The organism is Nitrosopumilus sp. (assembly GCA_029862745.1).
Classification (GTDB): domain Archaea; phylum Thermoproteota; class Nitrososphaeria; order Nitrososphaerales; family Nitrosopumilaceae; genus Nitrosopumilus.
The window spans coordinates 76,223-95,386 of sequence record JAOTWS010000007.1 but is presented as its reverse complement, the minus strand read 5'-3'; the positions used below and the strand labels follow the sequence as shown (position 1 = coordinate 95,386).

Annotated in this window: 29 protein-coding genes; 13 read left to right on the top strand and 16 right to left on the bottom strand. The window is 30.4% G+C overall.

Translation table 11 applies throughout. From position 1 onward, the window contains the following. Positions 1 to 5: 5 nt before the first annotated feature. The 3 genes from OEM44_08695 to OEM44_08685 are packed head-to-tail and all read right to left on the bottom strand — an operon-like array spanning position 6 to position 1,041. On the bottom strand, positions 6 to 404 hold the full coding sequence (locus OEM44_08695; GenBank protein ID MDH3516870.1) for a hypothetical protein: 399 nt from the start codon (positions 402 to 404) through the stop codon (positions 6 to 8). 21 nt (positions 405 to 425) lie between these two features. Next, positions 426 to 779, bottom strand: coding sequence for a hypothetical protein (locus tag OEM44_08690; GenBank protein MDH3516869.1), 354 nt, complete (start codon positions 777 to 779; stop codon positions 426 to 428). 43 nt (positions 780 to 822) lie between these two features. Beyond that, complete coding sequence (locus tag OEM44_08685; protein ID MDH3516868.1) at positions 823 to 1,041, bottom strand: hypothetical protein; 219 nt, start codon at positions 1,039 to 1,041, stop codon at positions 823 to 825. Between the two features lie 170 nt (positions 1,042 to 1,211). On the opposite strand from OEM44_08685, the gene OEM44_08680 reads away from it, so the two are divergent. Both OEM44_08680 and OEM44_08675 read left to right on the top strand, forming a co-directional pair. Beyond that, positions 1,212 to 1,343 carry a DNA-directed RNA polymerase gene (locus tag OEM44_08680; protein ID MDH3516867.1) on the top strand — a complete coding sequence of 44 codons (132 nt, stop codon included), beginning with the start codon at positions 1,212 to 1,214 and terminating at the stop codon, positions 1,341 to 1,343. 142 nt (positions 1,344 to 1,485) lie between these two features. Then, entirely contained in the window at positions 1,486 to 1,944 is a 459-nt protein-coding gene (locus tag OEM44_08675; GenBank protein MDH3516866.1) for an Hsp20/alpha crystallin family protein, read from the top strand. Here the strand turns inward: OEM44_08675 and OEM44_08670 are convergent, their stop codons facing one another. The 7 genes from OEM44_08670 to OEM44_08640 form a co-directional block, all read right to left on the bottom strand. After that, positions 1,945 to 3,051, bottom strand: coding sequence for a DNA topoisomerase IV subunit A (locus OEM44_08670; protein MDH3516865.1), 1,107 nt, complete (start codon positions 3,049 to 3,051; stop codon positions 1,945 to 1,947). It lies immediately after the preceding gene. Next, positions 3,041 to 4,912 carry a DNA topoisomerase VI subunit B gene (locus tag OEM44_08665; GenBank protein MDH3516864.1) on the bottom strand — a complete coding sequence of 624 codons (1,872 nt, stop codon included), beginning with the start codon at positions 4,910 to 4,912 and terminating at the stop codon, positions 3,041 to 3,043. The genes OEM44_08670 and OEM44_08665 overlap by 11 nt, the downstream gene beginning before the upstream one ends. Then, positions 4,899 to 5,471, bottom strand: a complete 573-nt coding sequence (locus OEM44_08660) for a KH domain-containing protein (protein MDH3516863.1) — start codon at positions 5,469 to 5,471, stop codon at positions 4,899 to 4,901. Before OEM44_08660 ends, OEM44_08665 begins: the two co-directional genes overlap by 14 nt. After that, positions 5,468 to 6,277, bottom strand: coding sequence for a serine protein kinase RIO (locus OEM44_08655; protein MDH3516862.1), 810 nt, complete (start codon positions 6,275 to 6,277; stop codon positions 5,468 to 5,470). The genes OEM44_08660 and OEM44_08655 overlap by 4 nt, the downstream gene beginning before the upstream one ends. An 85-nt stretch (positions 6,278 to 6,362) precedes the next feature. Continuing rightward, positions 6,363 to 6,659: a DUF424 family protein gene (locus OEM44_08650; GenBank protein MDH3516861.1), complete on the bottom strand. Its 297-nt coding sequence runs from the start codon at positions 6,657 to 6,659 to the stop codon at positions 6,363 to 6,365. Beyond that, a complete protein-coding gene (locus OEM44_08645) occupies positions 6,659 to 7,081 on the bottom strand; it encodes a translation initiation factor IF-2 subunit beta (GenBank protein MDH3516860.1) in 423 nt (140 codons plus the stop codon). Before OEM44_08645 ends, OEM44_08650 begins: the two co-directional genes overlap by 1 nt. 69 nt (positions 7,082 to 7,150) lie before the next feature. Continuing rightward, positions 7,151 to 7,297: a DUF5679 domain-containing protein gene (locus OEM44_08640; GenBank protein ID MDH3516859.1), complete on the bottom strand. Its 147-nt coding sequence runs from the start codon at positions 7,295 to 7,297 to the stop codon at positions 7,151 to 7,153. Positions 7,298 to 7,549: 252 nt separating this feature from the next. Here OEM44_08640 and OEM44_08635 point away from each other — a divergent pair, with 252 nt between their 5' ends. The 4 genes from OEM44_08635 to OEM44_08620 all read left to right on the top strand — a co-directional run bounded on the left by OEM44_08635 (position 7,550) and on the right by OEM44_08620 (position 10,546). Continuing rightward, positions 7,550 to 8,050, top strand: a complete 501-nt coding sequence (locus OEM44_08635) for a hypothetical protein (GenBank protein MDH3516858.1) — start codon at positions 7,550 to 7,552, stop codon at positions 8,048 to 8,050. Between the two features lie 71 nt (positions 8,051 to 8,121). Next, a complete protein-coding gene (locus OEM44_08630) occupies positions 8,122 to 9,267 on the top strand; it encodes a DUF373 family protein (protein ID MDH3516857.1) in 1,146 nt (381 codons plus the stop codon). 134 nt (positions 9,268 to 9,401) lie between these two features. After that, on the top strand, positions 9,402 to 10,130 hold the full coding sequence (uppS, locus tag OEM44_08625; GenBank protein ID MDH3516856.1) for a polyprenyl diphosphate synthase: 729 nt from the start codon (positions 9,402 to 9,404) through the stop codon (positions 10,128 to 10,130). After that, complete coding sequence (locus tag OEM44_08620; GenBank protein ID MDH3516855.1) at positions 10,127 to 10,546, top strand: NUDIX domain-containing protein; 420 nt, start codon at positions 10,127 to 10,129, stop codon at positions 10,544 to 10,546. The genes uppS and OEM44_08620 overlap by 4 nt, the downstream gene beginning before the upstream one ends. On the opposite strand, the gene pyrF is transcribed toward OEM44_08620, so the two are convergent. The 3 genes from pyrF to OEM44_08605 are packed head-to-tail and all read right to left on the bottom strand — an operon-like array spanning position 10,526 to position 12,984. Continuing rightward, on the bottom strand, positions 10,526 to 11,266 hold the full coding sequence (gene pyrF / locus OEM44_08615) for an orotidine-5'-phosphate decarboxylase (GenBank protein MDH3516854.1): 741 nt from the start codon (positions 11,264 to 11,266) through the stop codon (positions 10,526 to 10,528). The genes OEM44_08620 and pyrF overlap by 21 nt on opposite strands. Then, positions 11,247 to 11,933, bottom strand: coding sequence for a hypothetical protein (locus OEM44_08610; protein ID MDH3516853.1), 687 nt, complete (start codon positions 11,931 to 11,933; stop codon positions 11,247 to 11,249). The genes pyrF and OEM44_08610 overlap by 20 nt, the downstream gene beginning before the upstream one ends. Before the next feature lie 49 nt (positions 11,934 to 11,982). Next, entirely contained in the window at positions 11,983 to 12,984 is a 1,002-nt protein-coding gene (locus tag OEM44_08605; protein MDH3516852.1) for an adenylosuccinate synthetase, read from the bottom strand. Between the two features lie 80 nt (positions 12,985 to 13,064). Between OEM44_08605 and OEM44_08600 the strand changes: the two genes are divergently transcribed. Beyond that, a complete protein-coding gene (locus OEM44_08600) occupies positions 13,065 to 13,526 on the top strand; it encodes a hypothetical protein (protein MDH3516851.1) in 462 nt (153 codons plus the stop codon). On the opposite strand, the gene OEM44_08595 is transcribed toward OEM44_08600, so the two are convergent. Both OEM44_08595 and OEM44_08590 read right to left on the bottom strand, forming a co-directional pair. Further along, positions 13,523 to 13,804: a Fe(2+)-trafficking protein gene (locus OEM44_08595; protein MDH3516850.1), complete on the bottom strand. Its 282-nt coding sequence runs from the start codon at positions 13,802 to 13,804 to the stop codon at positions 13,523 to 13,525. The genes OEM44_08600 and OEM44_08595 overlap by 4 nt on opposite strands. 177 nt (positions 13,805 to 13,981) lie before the next feature. Beyond that, positions 13,982 to 14,086: a universal stress protein gene (locus tag OEM44_08590; GenBank protein MDH3516849.1), complete on the bottom strand. Its 105-nt coding sequence runs from the start codon at positions 14,084 to 14,086 to the stop codon at positions 13,982 to 13,984. A gap of 475 nt (positions 14,087 to 14,561) precedes the next feature. Between OEM44_08590 and OEM44_08585 the strand changes: the two genes are divergently transcribed. The 6 genes from OEM44_08585 to OEM44_08560 all read left to right on the top strand — a co-directional run bounded on the left by OEM44_08585 (position 14,562) and on the right by OEM44_08560 (position 18,381). Beyond that, positions 14,562 to 15,728: a CBS domain-containing protein gene (locus tag OEM44_08585; GenBank protein MDH3516848.1), complete on the top strand. Its 1,167-nt coding sequence runs from the start codon at positions 14,562 to 14,564 to the stop codon at positions 15,726 to 15,728. Positions 15,729 to 15,797: 69 nt separating this feature from the next. After that, complete coding sequence (locus tag OEM44_08580) at positions 15,798 to 16,007, top strand: hypothetical protein (GenBank protein MDH3516847.1); 210 nt, start codon at positions 15,798 to 15,800, stop codon at positions 16,005 to 16,007. A 57-nt stretch (positions 16,008 to 16,064) separates the two neighbouring features. Then, a complete protein-coding gene (locus OEM44_08575) occupies positions 16,065 to 16,706 on the top strand; it encodes a hypothetical protein (GenBank protein MDH3516846.1) in 642 nt (213 codons plus the stop codon). A 118-nt stretch (positions 16,707 to 16,824) separates the two neighbouring features. Further along, a complete protein-coding gene (locus OEM44_08570; protein ID MDH3516845.1) occupies positions 16,825 to 17,112 on the top strand; it encodes a MarR family transcriptional regulator in 288 nt (95 codons plus the stop codon). 160 nt (positions 17,113 to 17,272) lie between these two features. Further along, positions 17,273 to 17,863: an L-threonylcarbamoyladenylate synthase gene (locus tag OEM44_08565; GenBank protein ID MDH3516844.1), complete on the top strand. Its 591-nt coding sequence runs from the start codon at positions 17,273 to 17,275 to the stop codon at positions 17,861 to 17,863. Continuing rightward, positions 17,860 to 18,381 carry a THUMP domain-containing protein gene (locus tag OEM44_08560; GenBank protein ID MDH3516843.1) on the top strand — a complete coding sequence of 174 codons (522 nt, stop codon included), beginning with the start codon at positions 17,860 to 17,862 and terminating at the stop codon, positions 18,379 to 18,381. The genes OEM44_08565 and OEM44_08560 overlap by 4 nt, the downstream gene beginning before the upstream one ends. Here OEM44_08560 and cgi121 read toward each other — a convergent pair. Further along, positions 18,373 to 19,146, bottom strand: a complete 774-nt coding sequence (gene cgi121, locus OEM44_08555; protein MDH3516842.1) for a KEOPS complex subunit Cgi121 — start codon at positions 19,144 to 19,146, stop codon at positions 18,373 to 18,375. The two genes, OEM44_08560 and cgi121, sit on opposite strands and share 9 nt — an antisense overlap. Positions 19,147 to 19,164: the final 18 nt, after the last annotated feature.

Here is a 19,164-nt window from a genome sequence, read left to right as displayed (position 1 = left end):
AAAGATTAAATTTCCACAGCCTTGTTGATATTCTCGTCAATTAAAAAGCTCCAATGATTTTCATTTTCAACTTTAAAATTATTTACTTTGAGTGGGATTACCTGTTCATCCAGGCATTCGTGTTTGATTTCGCCATTTTCTTTTATTCTTACTAGTTTCCATTTGTATTTTTCTTTTTGTAGTTTACAGATTGTAACTGCCCATTTTGCATCTGAATCAATTTTTGGCATGCCTACAAGGTCAGCTAGTTCTTCAATTCCAAGTTGTTTTTCTTCACAGAATTTTTTCTTGCAAACACCACATCTCCAAACATCTATTGAACCAATTGTGCGCTCATCTATGTTGATGTTTACAACTCCAAAATAAACTGGCTGATGTTTACAAGTTTCAGTGTCAGTACTCAATATTTTTTCTCATCTTTAGCATTATTTAGTTCTTGCATCATTATAGGGTTTTTCTAAAATTGCTCCCATATTATCAACAATTTTATTTCGTTTGAATTCAATATTCTCTCTTTCACACATCTTCCGATACATGTTAACTAAAGTGAATCGTGGATGCATTGCCTCAAATTCGGTTTCAGAAATATCTATGAAAGCACCAAAAGCCATCAGATCTTCAGATATCTTTTTAGATTCATTAAATGAGATCTTTAATTTTTTTCCAATTATCTCTGGTGACATTTTTCCATAACAGGTAACCAAAAGGAAGACTTTGGCATGAATGGGTTCTAAATGAATTTCAGAAACTAAATCATTTTCAATCTTAGAGGAATACATATCTTGTAATAAATTGCGACACCATAAAAAATATTCCATAAACTCATTTTTTTACCATGACATTTTTAGAAATTTTTAGTGAAAATCCCATTGCAATGAAATGAACTACTCCACCCAAAATTACAGCAGATATCAAATTTTCAAGAATTATCCAACTAATAAAAAATGTAATAATTGATGGTACAGTAATAATTACAGCAATTATTGTTCCTCTCAGTACAATTTCACTAGTGGTAAGTTTAGATTTGTTATCATCAATCAACAGATGGATTTTTCAAAATGGTAATAAAAATGGAATATATATTATAAATTTTGTATAGTTTTGATTTTAATCTGAATCTAGAAGATTTTTTCTAAAAAAAAGAAATACATTATTAATTTTGAAGTATTAAAATTTAATTGATTCTTATGTAAGGTAATTAATAGAAATTCATGTCAGAAGAACGTAAAATGTATCCTATGAAATGTACCGATTGCGGTACAGATTCAGAAGTACCTTTTGAACCAAAACCAGATAGACCAGTCTATTGTAAAGAATGTTTATCAAAACATCGTAGTAAGTGATTTCAGATCAGTTTTGTTTAATTAATTTTGAACTTAATATATCACATATTTCCAATATTCTTTTTTTATTTCATACAAATTAACTCAAAGTGGATAAATTTTCATAGATACTTTATATTTGGTAGTTACTGATTTGTACTGTTTGGCAAGTTACAAAGGAGCATATTCAAATGAGAAATCATTAAATTTTGTAATACCAATTATAGTGATTTTATTTTTAGGAGTTATCTATATTATGACACAAAGAGCAGATTCAGGATTTGTTAGCTTTATCTTGATAGGTGTTGCAGCACTGACAATGTTTTACTGGGTAAGAGTTCTAAAAAAAATGACTAAAAATCAAAAACCAGCATACACTCAAACAAGAGAACAAGAAACAAAAAACTGGGTTTATGATCTAATAAAGGGCGAAGGGGAATTTGTATTTGTAGCTGAAGTACCAGGACCAGAAGATAAAATTGCAGTTAGGTTAGTAGATGGCATATTATACATACGTGGAACTGCTGGTTTCTCGAAAGAGGTTCCCATAGAAGATGCAAGTAACATGCAGATATTTGATTTCAAATACAGAAATGGCGTCTTGACACTCAGAATAAAATAATCAGAGACTTTTTGCCAGTTCTAATTTTTGTGGTAAATATTTATCGGTAATATTCGTAAGCCCATATTTTGAGAAAGCTTCCAATTCTGCTTTTCTTTTTAGTCTCAAAAACACATCCAATTCTTTTTTCCAAATACCATCTTCATATCTAGGATCTTTTTGAAGATCATAACATCGTTTAATGTCAGATTCAGTCATAGGAATAGTAGGTAGTTTATATTTTTCAATGTCTGTTGCCCAAACTCCTACCCATTTTGCATCAGGTACGGTTAGCTCTCTTAGATGAGCAGCATTTGCTGAGCCGGATTTGATAACCATGGCAATATGTTCTCCATACACGTCACCATCAGTAAGCACAATTACAGGTAAGTTCATTTCATCATGTAATCTTTTCAATAAAGTTCTAGTTGAACGTGGAGCTTGTCCACCAGTATTAATTATAATAGATTTGAATTTTTTATCAACTTGCTCCTCAACAAATCGTGTGAAAAGACCACCTTTTTCAATAGCAATTACAATTTCAGCACTAGTATCTACTAATTCTGCAGTAGTTAAACTAGGACCTATTGAGTATCCATCAGGATGATTAGATAAATTCATAGTTTTTCCTTCATATCCAGGAATAGTATATTCTATAGTTAAATCACCAAAGATCGAGCTTCTTTCCTCAGGAAAAATGTGAAAATCTTCTCGAGGTTTTGAAGTTACTGCCTCTAAATCAACAATTATGTTATCAGATTCAGATTGATCTTCAAACTCAATTGCGAAAGCTTGTGATGAATAGTAAACATCTCTTAAGGTGGATGATTTTTTTTCTTTGGTTAATCTATTTGCAAAAAATGCTAGCCACATTAATTGTGTAAAAGATCTTAATTGAGAAGAATTTCTTGAACTTCTCAAAGCAGCATTGTTTCCTAAAATGTATTGTCTAAGTTTTTTATCATAAACTATATTGCTAACAGATCTACTCGGAATTGAGAATTTTGGAAATTGTTCATTATTTAAGTCATCATATATTTTTGCACCATGACTTTTAAGCATCTCAAGAATATTCTTTTGTTTTTCATCAGCCTTTTTACTTCGTTCTTTGGACTTACTAGTTTTCAATTTCAGCTTCCTCCTTTACTATCTTTTTAGATTCAAATGAACTTTCATCTTCTAATAATTTCTTGTAATTAGGTTCTTTTTTCTTATCAGCCAGTTCAGTACAAAATTGAGCAATTAATGGAATGTATTTTGCATAAAGATTAGCTCTTTTTTTTGCCATATCGGCTTGTCCTCTTTTAGACATGTATGCTGCTAATTTTCTTGACAAGTATTGTAACCCTAATCTTAATTCTCGTTCTATTTCTGGTCTATCAGCAACATTTTCTTTTCCTGCAGTTTTGTAAGGAATTCTAGTAGAACATATATGAGATACAATGATGAAAGGGGGATCACCTTTTACCTTGTATCTACCCCAATCAGCATCATTAACAACTTTAAGCACTACATCACTTCCTTCATCATAAAGTAATGGAATTCTGTTAGCATACCTGTAAACATGTGGTCCACCAGTTTTAATGTCACCACCATATGCAATACCCATTTCTATAATGAAAGGAAATCCAGAATAAGCTGATGCAGGGCGCTGAACTACAGCAGTAAAATCAGGATTAAAGAATTTTTTTATTCCTTTTTCTAACGATTCTTCTCCTAACGGTGCAAGACAGCTGGGATCAGGTGCAAGGAAATCTTCATATTTTTGCAAGGAATCACTAAGATTTACTAACTCTTGATTGGTCATAGTGCCCATCCGTTTTTCAGGCTTAAATCCTGCAAACTCTGCAAATTTTAGCGCAGTGGTTGGACCTATACGTTGAAATCTTTTAGTTAGAAAGGTGGTTAAAGGCTCACCTTGGACAGTATTTGTTAATTGTTTGAAATAAGAACTTGTAGGATCCAAGTCTATTGATTTCGATTGTGAATCACCAAAATCCCAATAAAATAATTTTTTGTTTGACATGTCAATATCTTCAATTTTAATTTTCATCAGCTTATCAAAATCCATTTTCAAAAATGACATCAATGCAATTACAACTCTAACTTGGCGTGGAAGTGTTTTCCATTTTTTTTTTGCTTTGTCCATAATTCCAGTAAAACTAAGACTTTTCATTGACAATCCTAAATCTTTTCTGACTTTTTCGATCATTGCATCATCAATAGTAGGAATCTCAAATTGGGATTCAACTATCATTCTCCTAATTCTTTCTACATCGATTCCATGTGGATGAGGTCTAATTATTGTAGGAGGGGGTGGAATATCTTTTACAAATCTAGGATGGCTAAATTTTTCTCCTTTAGGATCATCAAAAGAAATTGATGCATAAGGAGTAATCAAAGAAGTTTCATATACATAGTCTCTTATTTTATTTCCTGCTTTAGAGTAATCACCTTCTAAACAAACACTAACAGAGAGTCCATGTTTTGAAACTTCTTTAGTAGAATGTTTTACAATAACTGGTTTATTATTTTGAATATCCAGTAGCAATTCAAATTCATCTTGTATTTTTCCATCCACAGAGCTTTTTACTATAACAGGTTTGTTAGTTGTAATTTGTCCATACAAAATGGCCATTGTTGCACCCAGACCAAACATTCCTCTGGCTTGTTTTAGTCCAAATTTGGAACCATATAATACAGTTCCAAATGCAAGTGGAATGTGACTAGAATCTATTCCAGGACCATTATCTTTTACAGTCAAAATATAGGGCTTAGGATCAGATTTTTCAGGATCAACAGCCTTGATAATTAGATGAACGTCTGGAAGAATCCCCTTTTGATCACATGCATCTAAGGCATTTTCAACAAATTCTCTAACAGCAGTATACAGGGATCGTGTAGGATTACTAAATCCAGCTAAATCACGATTACTGTAAAAGAATTCACTAGGTGATATTTGATTAAATTTTTCTTTAATAGAAGACATCTTGATCTTCCCACAATTTCATTTTTTCTTGTTTATTTCTTCTGTTTGCAGCTTCTAATTTAGTATAGACTGCACCATGCATACTTCCACTTGAAATTGAAGATATTGCATCAACTGCTAATCGTAATTTACTTGCATCGCCAATAATTGAAACAGTTTTTCCATACACTGAGATATGTGTACCACTAAGATTTTCCATGTTTCTTCTAGCTCTACCACCTTCTCCAATAATCCTCCCTTTTATCCTTTCAATATTTGCTTTAGACTTTCCAGTAAATTCCCTGAGATCTATAATATGCAATACATTTTCACCTTGTAGTAAAGTCATAGCATTTTCAGGTGAAAAGCCTCTACCTATAGCAATAACAATTTCCATAGCTTTGAAAGGTTGAATTTTTTCAATACTATCTTGTGATTTTATAAAAACTTCCCCAGTTTCACCATCAATCTCCAAAGATACATGACATAATTGTTCAATTTTTGATTTTACATTACCTGACTTTCCAATTAAAACAGCAATCCTATCATTTGGAATACGAATTAGTTTTTCAAAACTCATTTTATAATCGCCTCAAATAATTCATCAGGGTTACTAACAGAAATTCCTCTTTTATTAAAAAATTTTGTAATATTATAAATATCTCTTTTAAGAAATTCTTGAGCATTTGGATGTCTAATGTCAACTCCAGAGCCCAAATCAAAAACTAGTAATCCGGTTTCTGTTTTAAAAATATTATATTCTGAAAAATCTCCGTGAACCAGTTTTGTTTTATTATAAAGATCTTTAATAATAGATATTGCTTGATTATAATCTTCCTTGTCTACTTCTGAGTATAATAATGACTTACAAGGAAAACCATTTGAACCAATAAATTCCATTACAAGAACATTTTTTGTGAGATATAAGGGTCTTGGAACTGGAAGTCCAGCATCATAGCATTGAATCAAGTTACGAAATTCCTTTTTCGCCCACAGATAAACTAGATTTTTAGTACCTTTTTTGACATTAGAGAATCTTGGATCACCATGAATGTAAGACTCACGTTTTTTAAAATTTGAAGTACTTACCAAATAAATTTTCAAAGCAACGTCTACATTATTTTCATCGACACCCCAAAAAACTACAGATTCCTTTCCAGCACTTATAGCTCCATTAACATATGCAATAACATGATCTGTGATCATTTTGTAAAGAGTCATAACAGTGGGTTTATCCAAAACTTCATTGATTACTTTACCTTTTTTGAAACCATCCTTCAAACCACCTCGATGAGATTTAGAAATTAATCTATTGTCAACATTAGATTCTATTTTTCTACTTAAGTCATCAACCAATAAATCATCAGAAATTAAATCATCAGACAATGGATATTAGTAAAGATACTAGATAAAAGAGATTTCTGTCATTATGAAAAATAATACAAGAATTAGAAATAAATTCAAACATATATCATATTTTGAAAACAATTAGAAAAGGAATGCCTGAAATAATTTTCACACCATTTTTGGAGGCAATACCAAGATCAATCGATAGTGAGACAGTCTTTTTTCCTACCATATTTATTATCGATGAATTTTTTAGTAGATCTTCTGCTTCATCTCTTTCAACAAATCTTTCCCCGTAATAGCTTTCACTAATATGCATTGTTAACTCATCTTGAATAATTTTTTTTCCTAAAAGATCAGCATCACAAATGCTCAACATGGAATTTTTTTGATATTCAGTAATTCGTACTGAGAATTGCATTACGCATATTTACCTTTTAAAGTAGATTTTGCTCCACATGCTTCACAAATTAGAAATGAGATTCGATTTTCTTTGAGAATTTTTGTATCTGGACTCTTACAGGTTGGGCACTCAAGATAATTTTTCACATAAATTTGAAATAATCTTGTAAAGTCATCGGGAGCTCTTCTTCCAACAAACATGGCTTTATCACCCAATCTTTCTGCAGGAACTGCAAATTCTTTTGATAGGTATTGGAGAACCTTATCTGGATCTCTTCGAAGAACTTTAGGAAATTCTGAGAAATTACGTAAAAAAGTCTTTTGTCCTTCCCACATCACATCCACTACTGGTAATTCAAACCTAGTTTGGGATTCTTTGCTAGAGTCTTCTAGTTTATCCTGGATACGTTTAAGCAAATTTTCATAGTCTGATTTGGTCACTAAAAAATAATATACATATGACCCTATATTGGTTTTGAAAAAGAGAATCGTGTGGACTTGTGTTTTAGATTATTCCATCTTTCCTATACGGAAAACGTTCGTACCACATGTTGGACAAGTACCTTTTACTGCTGGACGTCCATTTTTTAGTTTAGTTTCTTTAGGGTCTTTGATATCCCTTTTTGCTCTGCATTTTACGCAATATGCTTGAACCATTATGAAACCCATCAAACTTTGTGGTATTTAGGAAGAGCCTGTGAAAAATATTTAACTATAGACTAGATGTAGGTAAATTTTTTTTAGGTATGAAAAAAGGAAAAATAACAGAAATTTCAATTTATAAGGAAATTTTTTATAAAATCATTAGTTCAAATACAAAATAATATGTTTTCTTTAGAAATTATTTAATAAGTTAAAGATTTTTCAAATATTATCAATTATAAACACCATTCATAGAAAAGTATCAAAATGGCATCAAAAAAAGGGATTGCTGTAACAGGGATAATTTTGGCTGCAATTACGGGTGCAAGTTTTTTGTCATGGGTAATTCCACAAGATAATGAAACAACGTTTGTGGTATCTGACTATGAAGGCTATCTAGATGGAATCAAAAGTATTCATGAGATTTTAGAAGAATCAATCAATATCGAATATCAGAATCTTCTTAATGGAAAAATTACACCACAGGAATACATTACAATTACTGAAGTTACATCATCTCAAATAACTGCCAAAATAAGTGAATTTGTGACAACCAAACCATCTGAAGAATGGGTGGCCAGCTATATCAACTATATGGAGGCGTTAAAAAAATTTAACTCATATATTACAGAAACCAAAGTATTGGCTAATTTGATTGAAAATGATGATTCACAAGAGAAAATTGATGAAGTGATACAAAAAATAGAATTGTTGAAGAATGAATCTTCAGAATTTGTTAGAATATCAAATGAATCAAGACCAGGTTAGTCTCAAAACCGAGTTTTACTAATCATAATTGTTGGAAATTGTTAAAAAGTAATTCAGTAATAGAAAGTAGAATGTCTCAGAGAGTTGACAAAGTAGAAAAAGATGTGAATGCTTCAACTGCCAGTAAATTATTAGTGATTTGCATAGATAGAGATAATGATGTTGGAGAAAAAGCTGGAATAAACACGCCAGTCATAGGCAGAGATGCGTGTATAGAGGCAGCTCAAAGATTAGCATTAGAGGATCCAGAAGACGCTGATTCAAATTCTATTTTTGCAGCAATTAAGACATATGAAGATTTAATCAGTAAAGGGTATCAAGTAGAAGTAGTCACTATTGCAGGAATTAAGGATAGAGGAATTCATGCTGATGAAAAAATTCTTGCCGAAACACGAAAGGTTTTAGAAAAATTTTCTGCAAACGGTGCTGTAATTGTTTCTGATGGAGAAGATGATGAAAGCGTTATACCAGTTATTCAAAACGTCTTGCCAGTGGTATCAGTACAACGCGTTGTGATGAAAGTGAGTAGAAGTGTAGAGTATTCGTATGCCGTTTTTGGAAAATATCTAAAAATGTTAGCATATGATTCAAAATATTCAAAATTCTTTTTAGGAGTTCCTGGAATTCTTTTATTAATTGGTGGGATAGGGACTATATTTGGATACACAGCTGAAATATTTTCAATTCTCATAAGCATTTTAGGAGGAGCGTTCTTGATTAGAGCATTTGATATTGATAGAACATTATCAAATTGGTCAAAACCAACCCCTATGGGTTTTATCAGAATGTTTACAATGGTTGCAGGTGTTCTGTTAATTCTTTCATCAGTGCCAGCTGGAATTAATGCAGTAGATTCAAAATTAATTGAATCAGATGCTGAATTAATAACAAAAATTACTGATAAAATAATAATTGGTGAATTTATTACAGGGGCATTACCAATTTTATGGATTGGATTAGGTGCAATATTTGCTGGAACATTACTTAGTAATTGGATAGGTGGAATTCCAAGACAAATTAGTGATAGTTTAAGGATTATTGTCTTAATAGCACTCTATCCAGTTATATCTCAATTTACTAATATTATAATCAATGATGAAAATTCATTTACTTTAATTCCACCATTGTTAGGAGGATTGGCAGCAACACTAATTTCAGCTACAATTCTCTTTAAAAAATATAGAAAACATAAACATCAAGAAATGGTTTCAGACTAGATTATTATCGTATCATTACTTGAAAAACACTGATATCTTCAATCATATGAATTATCAAAGGGTGGCAAGACTTTAGCAAAATAATTGATGTGATTTTTCACATATCTGGGCTCTATAAGATTTATAGCAGACGATTGGAAAATGAGATTCAAAACGGGGACATTCCCAACCATGTCGCTTTAATTTTAGATGGAAATAGACGATGGGCCAAAATACATTTGACAATGCCAAAAAAAGGGCATTGGAAGGGAGCTGATGCTGTTGAAAATCTTCTTGACTGGTGTGAGGAATTCAATATTAAAATTATCACGCTATACGCACTTTCAGCAGAGAATTTAGATAGAAAGGATGACGAATTAGAATATCTCTATGAGTTAATTCGTATGAGATTAGAAAAATTATACAAGGATCCTAGAATTCATCGAAATAAAATGAGGGTTAAAGCTATAGGTAGGATTGAACTACTTCCATATTCGATCAAAGAAGTTTTAAAAAAATTAGATGATGCTACGAGAAATTATGATAATCATTTTCTAAATATTGCATTAGCATATGGAGGACAAAATGAATTAGTAGATGCTGTAAAAAAAATAGGACTAAAAATCAGAGATGGAACTCTAGATATCAATAATATTGATAAAAAAGAGATTGAATCAAACCTATACACATCTCATTTACCACAATCATCTCCAGATATGATTTTAAGAACATCAGGGGAAAAAAGATTGAGCGGGTTTCTTATGTGGCAAAGTGCGTATAGTGAATTAGTATTCATGGACATTTTTTGGCCTGAATTTAGAAAAATAGATTTAATGAGAGCGATTAGAACTTTTCAAGAGAGGAAAAGAAGGTTAGGAAAATGATTGAAGAGACATCTGCTGGAATTGTATTATTCAGAAAAGAAAAATCAAAAAAATTATTTTTACTTTTACATTATCCATCAGGTCATTGGGATTTCATAAAAGGAAAAATGGAAAAAGGTGAATCTATGCATCAAACCGCAATAAGAGAGGCTGAAGAAGAAACAGGAATTACAAATATAACATTTTTAGAGAATTTTGAAGAATGGATTGAATACAATTTTCAATATCAAGGGGAATTAATTCATAAAAAAGTGGTATTCTTCTTGGCCGAAACAAAAACTAAAGATGTGACAATTTCACATGAACATTTAGATTACACGTGGATGGATTTCACATCAGCTATGAAGAAAACGACATTTGATAATGCAAAAACAGTATTAACAAGAGCCCAAATGTTACTTAGAAATACTCTGTAGATGTAATTCTTTTGCTATATTAATTGGATTTTTAGAATTAAGAATAGTCCTTCCAACTATTAGGTAATCAGTTCCAGAAGAAATTACTTCATCTGCGTTGCCACCTTGAGTACCAACTCCTGGTGAAAAAATATACAGGTTTTTTCCTGCTTTTTTAGAACAATATTTGATGATTTTTGGAAAGGTAGCTCCAACCACAATTCCATCAACTTTTGCAGTCAAAGCCCAACTCAGAAACAATTGATACAATTGTTGTTTTTTGCCCATTTTTATTTCCATGTCATATGATAGTTTAGCCTCTGGTGCACTCATATGACATAAAGTGATAACACCTTTTTCATTTTTATGGGCAGACTTCACCAAATTTTTTAGACTATCCAAACCCATTATTGGATTTGCAATCACTGCATCAAAACCCAAATTCCATAAATGTTCTAATGCTATTTGATTTGTATTTCCAATATCATTAAGTTTGATATCTGCGATTGTTTGAAGACCATACTGATGTGCTGTCTTGTTAATCTTTAGAATTTCTTTACCACTAAGAGGAAGCAGTAATTGAAAATTTAATTTTATACCACATAAAAATGGATGTAATTCTTTGATATTTTGGATGGTTTTTGCAGGTAAATTTTTAACAGTTAGATCATAGTCATTAGCAAGTATTACCTTACCATTAGTTTTTGAGATCTGTGAAAGTCTAGTTTTGAAGGTGGCCATAATCAACAAGAGGGTGGGTATCTTTTAATTTTATTATCTTGATATAAGAATAACCATGTTCAGATGGACTATCTACAAACACAGGTTCAGTTCTATTTGCGGTTGAAAACTTGAGGAATGGTTTCTCTGGATCACTGTTCAATACAACATGACAAAAATATGATGTTCCTTCATCATTAAAATTCATAAAAACGCCAATTAGCCATTTGTTATTATGAGGAAAAAGGAATAAAGGGAAGGGAGTTTCTTCAAAACCCCATGTAAGTTTTGCAAGACTGGAAATATCTTCCAACTCTATTGGCTGATATCTATCTAGAGTTCCATTACCAGGTTGCAAAGTTTTTGGTAAAGATTTTATTCTTATGATTGGTGAATAAAGCTTACTGGCATCAGAAGTAGTATCAACAATTTCAGATTCTTCTTTACCACCTTTTAACCCGTAACAAAGATAGTGACCATTATGCTCCAGAGGAGTATAATATACAATTGGTTTTTCTTTTAAAACATCCATCTGTACAGATAAAATTTTTTTACCATCATGATCATGTAAAAAAGAAACACGCGGTGCACGTTCTAATGCACAAACAAGCCTGGTAAACTCCAAAGTTGAATGAACTTGAATATAACGTGGTAATTTATCAACTATAGGAGACTGTAATTTATCCACAGAGATTAGATGTAGATTATCAAATTAAACGTATCCAAAAATTTGGAGCCTAATTTCTTCTATCAATCACATCATAGATAGATGGACCAGTTCCAATAATTGTTACAGGCGTATTTAATTTATCTTCAACATTTTTTATAAACTCTTTTGCATTATCAGATAAATCATCAAAGGAGGTTTTCCCTGCACAATCTGAAAATAAAATATCCAATTTTGTAATAGCGATTTGTGTTGCACCATTGAGCATGATTGCACGCCTAGCTAAATCAAAATCAAAACTTGCAGCACGTCTTTGGCGGCCTGTGACGGTACCAAATTCAGACCATCCTTTTTTTTCTGCATCTTCAAATGAGAGTTCATCGTTTAATGGACCAGTTCCAACACGCGTAACATATGATTTGAAAACAACAATAACCTCATCAACTTTAGTAGGTCCAAGACCAATATCAGCACAGATACCAGATGCGGTAACATCTTTTGAGGTAACAAATGGGTATGTTCCATGCCATAAAGAAAGAAAAGTACCTTGAGTTCCTTCAATCAAAACGTGTTCATTTGCATCAAGTGCTGAATTTATCTCAAAAGGAACATCTATGACAAGTGAGGATAATGATTGAAAGTCTTTTGCTAGTTTTAGAACTCGCATTGCTCTATCGGCATTTGCAGGACCAGTACCAGAACCAGTACTTCCAATTTTTTCTTTTAATTCGCCTCTAGAATCTCGCTGTAGATGAATTTCCTCAATAACGCCACAATTTTTATCAATAAATGAACGTCCAATTACATCAAAATCTTCAATTTCTTTTTTGAGAACATCTGGATTGATTACAACACCAGGACCAATCATGACTTTAGCATTTTTATTTAAAAATCCACTTGGAAGCATTCTTACTTTGTACACTCTATTGCCATCTCTAATTGTATGTCCAGCATTTGGGCCTGCTCCACCACGAACTATAATTTTTGGATTATCTTTAATTGCCAAATATGAGATAATCTTTCCTTTACCCTCATCACCAAAAAACCCTCCAACAACTACAGTTGATGTCATAAACTTAAACATCTATTTGGTTTATTTAAGCTAAAGTATTTTTACATGATTTTATATTCAACGTAAATTCTTTTAGAATTATGGTTGGAGAAAATTTTGCTGGGAATATAATAGTCAATTTAGCTAGTCTCCCAGATTTTCTTAGAAATCCTATTTTAAAAAAAAGAATGATGGAATTTTTTTCACTGTCTGAATTAGATAAAAAAGAAGTAATCAATAATGCATTAGAAGCAGGACCAACAATCCCATTTCCGAACTTTTCAAAGCTTTTTAGAACATGGCTTAAAATTTTAACAACACTTACTGAGGAACAAAGAGAAGGATTATTTTCAGCATATATTATAGAGGTATCACAATCGCCACAAAAATTAATTACTTTTAATTTAGATGGGATTCTAGAAATATTTTTAACATTAGATAAAAATGAAAAAGAAGTTGTTGCAAATACAATTAAAAAAATTATCAATAATTTAGAGGATGATGCAAGAAGAAAAATTTTATTAGTGATACCAGATAATGCTAGAAAACATTTAAGACTTTAGAGGGATTTAGGTTCATCAGGTTTTCGATTATCTTCATTTGTGTAGTCTATTACTTCTCCCTCAGGAGATAATACACCTACGAAGATTTTTTCGTGCTTTTTCAATAATTTTCTATGATCAAGTAGAGACATGTCAAGTTTCATTTCATTCATTACCATAATTTGATATTCTTTCCATTCAGCCCAACATTTGGTACAAGTGGGATATTTTGCAGCAACAATTCCAAGTTCCTCATTATCAGGAATGATATTCTTACATTTGGTACAAGTACGACTCATAATAAAACCCAATTGAAACTCCTTTTATCTTTTATCGAATATATATTCTAAAATGAAGCCTTAATTTGTTCAATTTCTATATTCATAGATAAAAGTTTTGATCATCTAATGCTTCAAAATCATATTTAGATCAATGGTGAATTTTTGGAGATTTTAATTGTATTTCTATTTTTACCGTTATTTCATAATTAGAACAGAGCAAAGAGAATTATTTGCAAGTTTATTTAATGCACTCCCAAGAAAAAATCTTGCTATAGCACCAAGATCTTTACTTCCAACAATGATTAAATTGCATTGTTCTTTTTTTGCAAGTTTAACAATTTCATTTGGGATTTTACCTTCATAATTATTTTTGAATTCCTCCTTGTATAGTAGTAGTTTGTTTGTTTTTTGCTTTAGTCAAAATGTTATTTCCAAGTTTTTTTAAAATTTTAAGATACTATTTTTTATCCAATAAATTAACAAGAATTGATTTTTAAACAACAAACACAAGTATTAAACTAGATTGATGGTTTTTTATCATATTACATACATGTAAAAGAGCTTTTTCAAAATAAGTTGAATCATCTAGAGGAATTAAAATATTCATACAGAGTGACTTTTTAACAATAAATTCCATAAATTATGTATATTTAATTAAACACTTCATAAACAATATTAAAAACAATTTCTAATTCTCAATCAATAAAATCAACTTTGAAAATCAAGAATTCATTTAATTTAAAAATAGGAATAATTCAAAAAATAGAGCATCAATATGATTACAGATACAATCTATAAGCATTTGGAGGAGGTACAATCAACCAAAATTAAATCATTAATTTCTAAAGCAGTCATTATTGAACCATCAGATACACTTTCAAGTGTAATTAACAAAATTTCAAAAAATGATGCGTATGATGTTTTTTATTTCAATGGTAGATCCATCCTTTCAACTAACATACGCGCACTTCTAAATGCTAAAAACATTACAGAGATGAAAGTAGAGTCATTTCTATACCCGATTCCATACTTATCTCCAAATGATTCAGTTCAAAAAGCTGCAAACATCATAGCGCATTATAGAATCCGTGAAGTACCAATAGTTCAAAAAAATAAGATTATAGGAGTTGTCAATGTAAAAAGAATTTTGAGACTTATTTCCACTAAAGACAACAAATGGATAAAGGCAAATTTGATCCATACTAAAAATCCCACAGTGATATCATCTAAAGAAACTCTCAGTAATGCTAGAAGAATAATGATTTCAAAAAGAATAGATCATCTTCCTGTATTGAATAATGGAAAAATAAAACAAGTTCTCACATCAGCACATATCTTAGAGTATATTTTACCTCAAGAGCGTCAAGGAAAAAAATCAGTAGGAGTTAGAACATTACATAAACTAGAATCTAAAATTGGAAATATTGGAACTATAAGATTTCCTCAATGTACACCAAGTGACGATCTCAATTACATTGTAAATTTAATGCTAAAAACAAACACTTCAGGATGTTTAGTTAATCTTTGGGATAATCTCATAGGAATCATTACTTTTAGAGACATTCTGGGATTATTAACATCAAAAATAGAAACTCCAATTCCATTATACATAGTTGGATTACCAGAGGATCAGAAAAATGTAAATCTAATTAGTAAAAAATTTGAAGACACATTAAAAAGAATACAAAAAGTATATTCAGAAATTCATGAAGCACGAGTATCAATAAAACAACAAAGAACTGGAAATAAAAAAGAAGGAACATATGAAGTATCTATAATGATTATTACATCACACCATGCACCATTAATTTTTAGTTCAGTGGGGTTTGACCTAAGTGAAGTTTTAGAAGAATTAAGCCAGAAATTATTAAAAATACTGTCAAAACGTGCTAAAAATCGCTCTAAAACGAGTATCAGGAAAATTGGTTCACCGATGTTCTAAATTATGAACTAAATTAATGAACAGACTTTTTAATATAAAGTAATAATAAATATCAATGAGCTATCATTCATGAAGATAAAATGTCCAAGTTGTAAAAAAGATGCAGAATTGGCAATGGATTTTTCATCTGTAAAATGCAATTCATGTGAATTGGATATGAGTTATGGAGAATATGTAAAATTTGTAGCACACAATGAAGCTAAATATTCAGATATTCTTGGGGATTATACAGGTAGTACAGAAGGTCACACTTCAGGATCATTAGATGAATGGGATTAACAATATGATAAAATGATTCAGCAGATTAAAATAATTAGTTAAAGTTGCTAAACATCATTGGAATTTTTATTAGAAGAGATATTAAATCTGATAGGATTTTTGATAGGACTTGCTATAGGTATTATGGCATTAATAGGATTTAGAAATACTGGTAGCCCAACATTATTTAGATTAACAATTGCATTTTTTTCAATTAGTTTGGGTTTTTTTGTCATATTGGCAGGATACATGGCAGAAGATTTTGTCATAAAATCAGGTACAATAGAAAGATGGATTCAAACTCTAGGAATTGTAATTCAAACAATAGGGTATTTTTTCATTGCATTCTCACATAGCATCAAATCATTTTTTCCAAAATCCAATTACTTTAGATCAGTTGGAATCTTACCCCTATTCCTAGTTTCTTCTGTTCAACTCGAACATATCTTTAGATCAGTTTCATTCATTTTATTGGCATATGGTGCAATAGAAACAATGTTATCATATTTGGATAACAGAAACAAAGGGGCAATTTCAGTTTCTTTAGGATTAAGTTTTTTAGCGTTAGGAGAATTTTTGGGATGGTATTCATTTGTATTCCCTGAATCAATTTTATATCCAATATCAATGGTGATCAAAATAGGTGGATTAATAGCATTATTCATTCCAGTAAGTAAAGTACCGTTGACTAAGATAAAATTTGATACAGATTTAGAATAATTTTGATCAGGCTCAAAATTTATAAAAATTAAAGATTTGTCAAATTCTTTTATCTTTTTAGTATATTGGAAAATATCAATCCCCTATCATAGAAATTTGAAAATGAATCAATATCAAAATGGCAGAATATAGAACACATATGAAAATTATAGGCGATATTTTAGCAACAACCAGAGATGATCTTCAAGATGAAAATGGTGCAACAGTTACATATCTAATTAGAAAAGCAAACATTTCTCATTCTAGAATATCCAGAATATTAAAAACGCTAGTATCACAAGGGCTTTTAGAACAATTAGATTTCCAAGGTTCAAATAAATATAAAATTAGTCAAACAGGTAGAGAGTTTTTACAGGCATATCATACATTTACTAACTTTGCAGATAATTTTGGATTAAGTATTTAATCTTCTATATCATCAAATTCATCATCAAAATCATCCTCGAAATCTGTATCTTCATAATCAGATGGCTTAGACACACTTTTCAAATTAAAACAAGAACTGTAAAAACTTATTCAAAAGTAAATGATAATTAAACAAAAAAAGAGCATAACAAACATTGAAAGTGAATTGTGATAAAGAGGGGATCAAAAAAGCATCTCAAATTATTAATGAAGGTGGAATTGCAGTATTTCCAACAGATACAGTGTATGGGATTGGATGTAATCCATATAACATAAATGCAGTTAAAAAAATTTATAAGATAAAATCCAGAAACGTATCAAAATCATTTCCTGTTTTAGTATATTCAAAAGAATTAGCTGAACAAATTGCTCATTTTAATAAATATACTAGAAAAATTGTAGATAAGTTTTGGCCAGGACCGTTAACAATAATACTAAAAATCACAGATGATAAACTAAAGAAATCATTAAATTTAAACAATAAAATCGCTATCAGAATACCAAATCACAAATGCACTTTAGATTTATTAGAAAAATGTAATTTCATTGTAGGTACAAGTGCAAATGTTTCTGGAGAGCCGTCATTCACAAACTCAGATGAATGTTTCAACAAGATAAAAGATTATGACGTTTTTGTAGATGGTGGAACAATTACAAGTAAGGGGGAATCAACTATAATCGAGATAATAAATGATGAGATCAAAATTATTCGTGAAGGTTCTTTGAGTAAAAAGGAGATCTTAGATTTATGAATTTGATTATTACCTGTGCCAGACACCTAGAACCAGAAACTGAGGAAGAGCTAATCTACATTTTAAAAGAATTGGGGGATCTAGAACCAAAAATTTGTATTACAAATATGTCTGGGATCTTGACTGCCGAAACAAAACTCGATCCTATAGAGGTAGTAAGAAAAATTAGAGATATGATTCTTGATGAACCATGGAGTGTAAGATACTGTTTAAGAATAATACCAATACAGAAATTTATAGAATCAGAAATCAATCAAATAGAGAAAACAGTCGAAAATTTATCTGAGCAGATCTTAGAGGGTGAAACATACAGAATATCTATAAGAAAAAGAAATTCTAAACTATCAAGCCAAGCGATTATTTCAGAAGTAGCAAATAAGATAAAAAATGAAGTATCACTAGAATTTCCAGATAAAGTTATCTTGATTGAGGTTTTAGGAAATAAAACAGGAATTTCAATATTAAAAAAATCGGATGTGTTAAGCACTGAAAAAATTAAACGTAGTATTTCAGACTAAAATAGATGCTTTTTCTACTAATATGTCTTCTAGAGGATTCTTAGAATAAATTGAATCAAGTTGTTTTTTTGTAATCTTAAAATATTTTTTCAAAAATCGTTCATTATTTTTTAAAAATATATTTACAGAAATTGGTAATAATTCATCATATAATGAATTCAATGTTTTTTTATTTCCAATTGCAATTAGAATAAAATTATTATTTGATTTAATTCCAGCATTTTTTATCGCATCTGAGATTTGTTTAGATAATGCATAACGCATCAAAATATCAATTTCAAGTTTGTTTGAAAGCATTACATTGTTATTCTTGCATTTAATAGATAATGATAAAATTTTGATCAAATGTGATTTGTTAAGAATGAAGTCACTAGATATGGCTTGAAGCAAGATATTTGGATATTTTTTTCTTAAATTATCAAGAAATTGAACATTGATTGATTTTTGACCTTTGATCTCAATTATTTGAATTTTTTTTTTAGCAATTTCAAAGACCAATTTTTTCGATGAACCTCCATGAATAATGGGAATAATGCTTACAAGATCATTATTTTTTATCAATGTAGATTTTCCGTCCATGGCAGATGAGTCAACACCATTTATTGCAATCAGAATATTTGTAGTGTCAAGTTTGACAGAATCAACAGGTTTTAGTTTCAATAATAAACCAAGTAATTCATCAATAGAAATATCAGACTTATCAATTTGTAATTGTTCTGTTAGAAAAGACTTTTTTGCCCCACCAACAAATTTTACAGTGATCATATTCAATGGGGTTAGAAA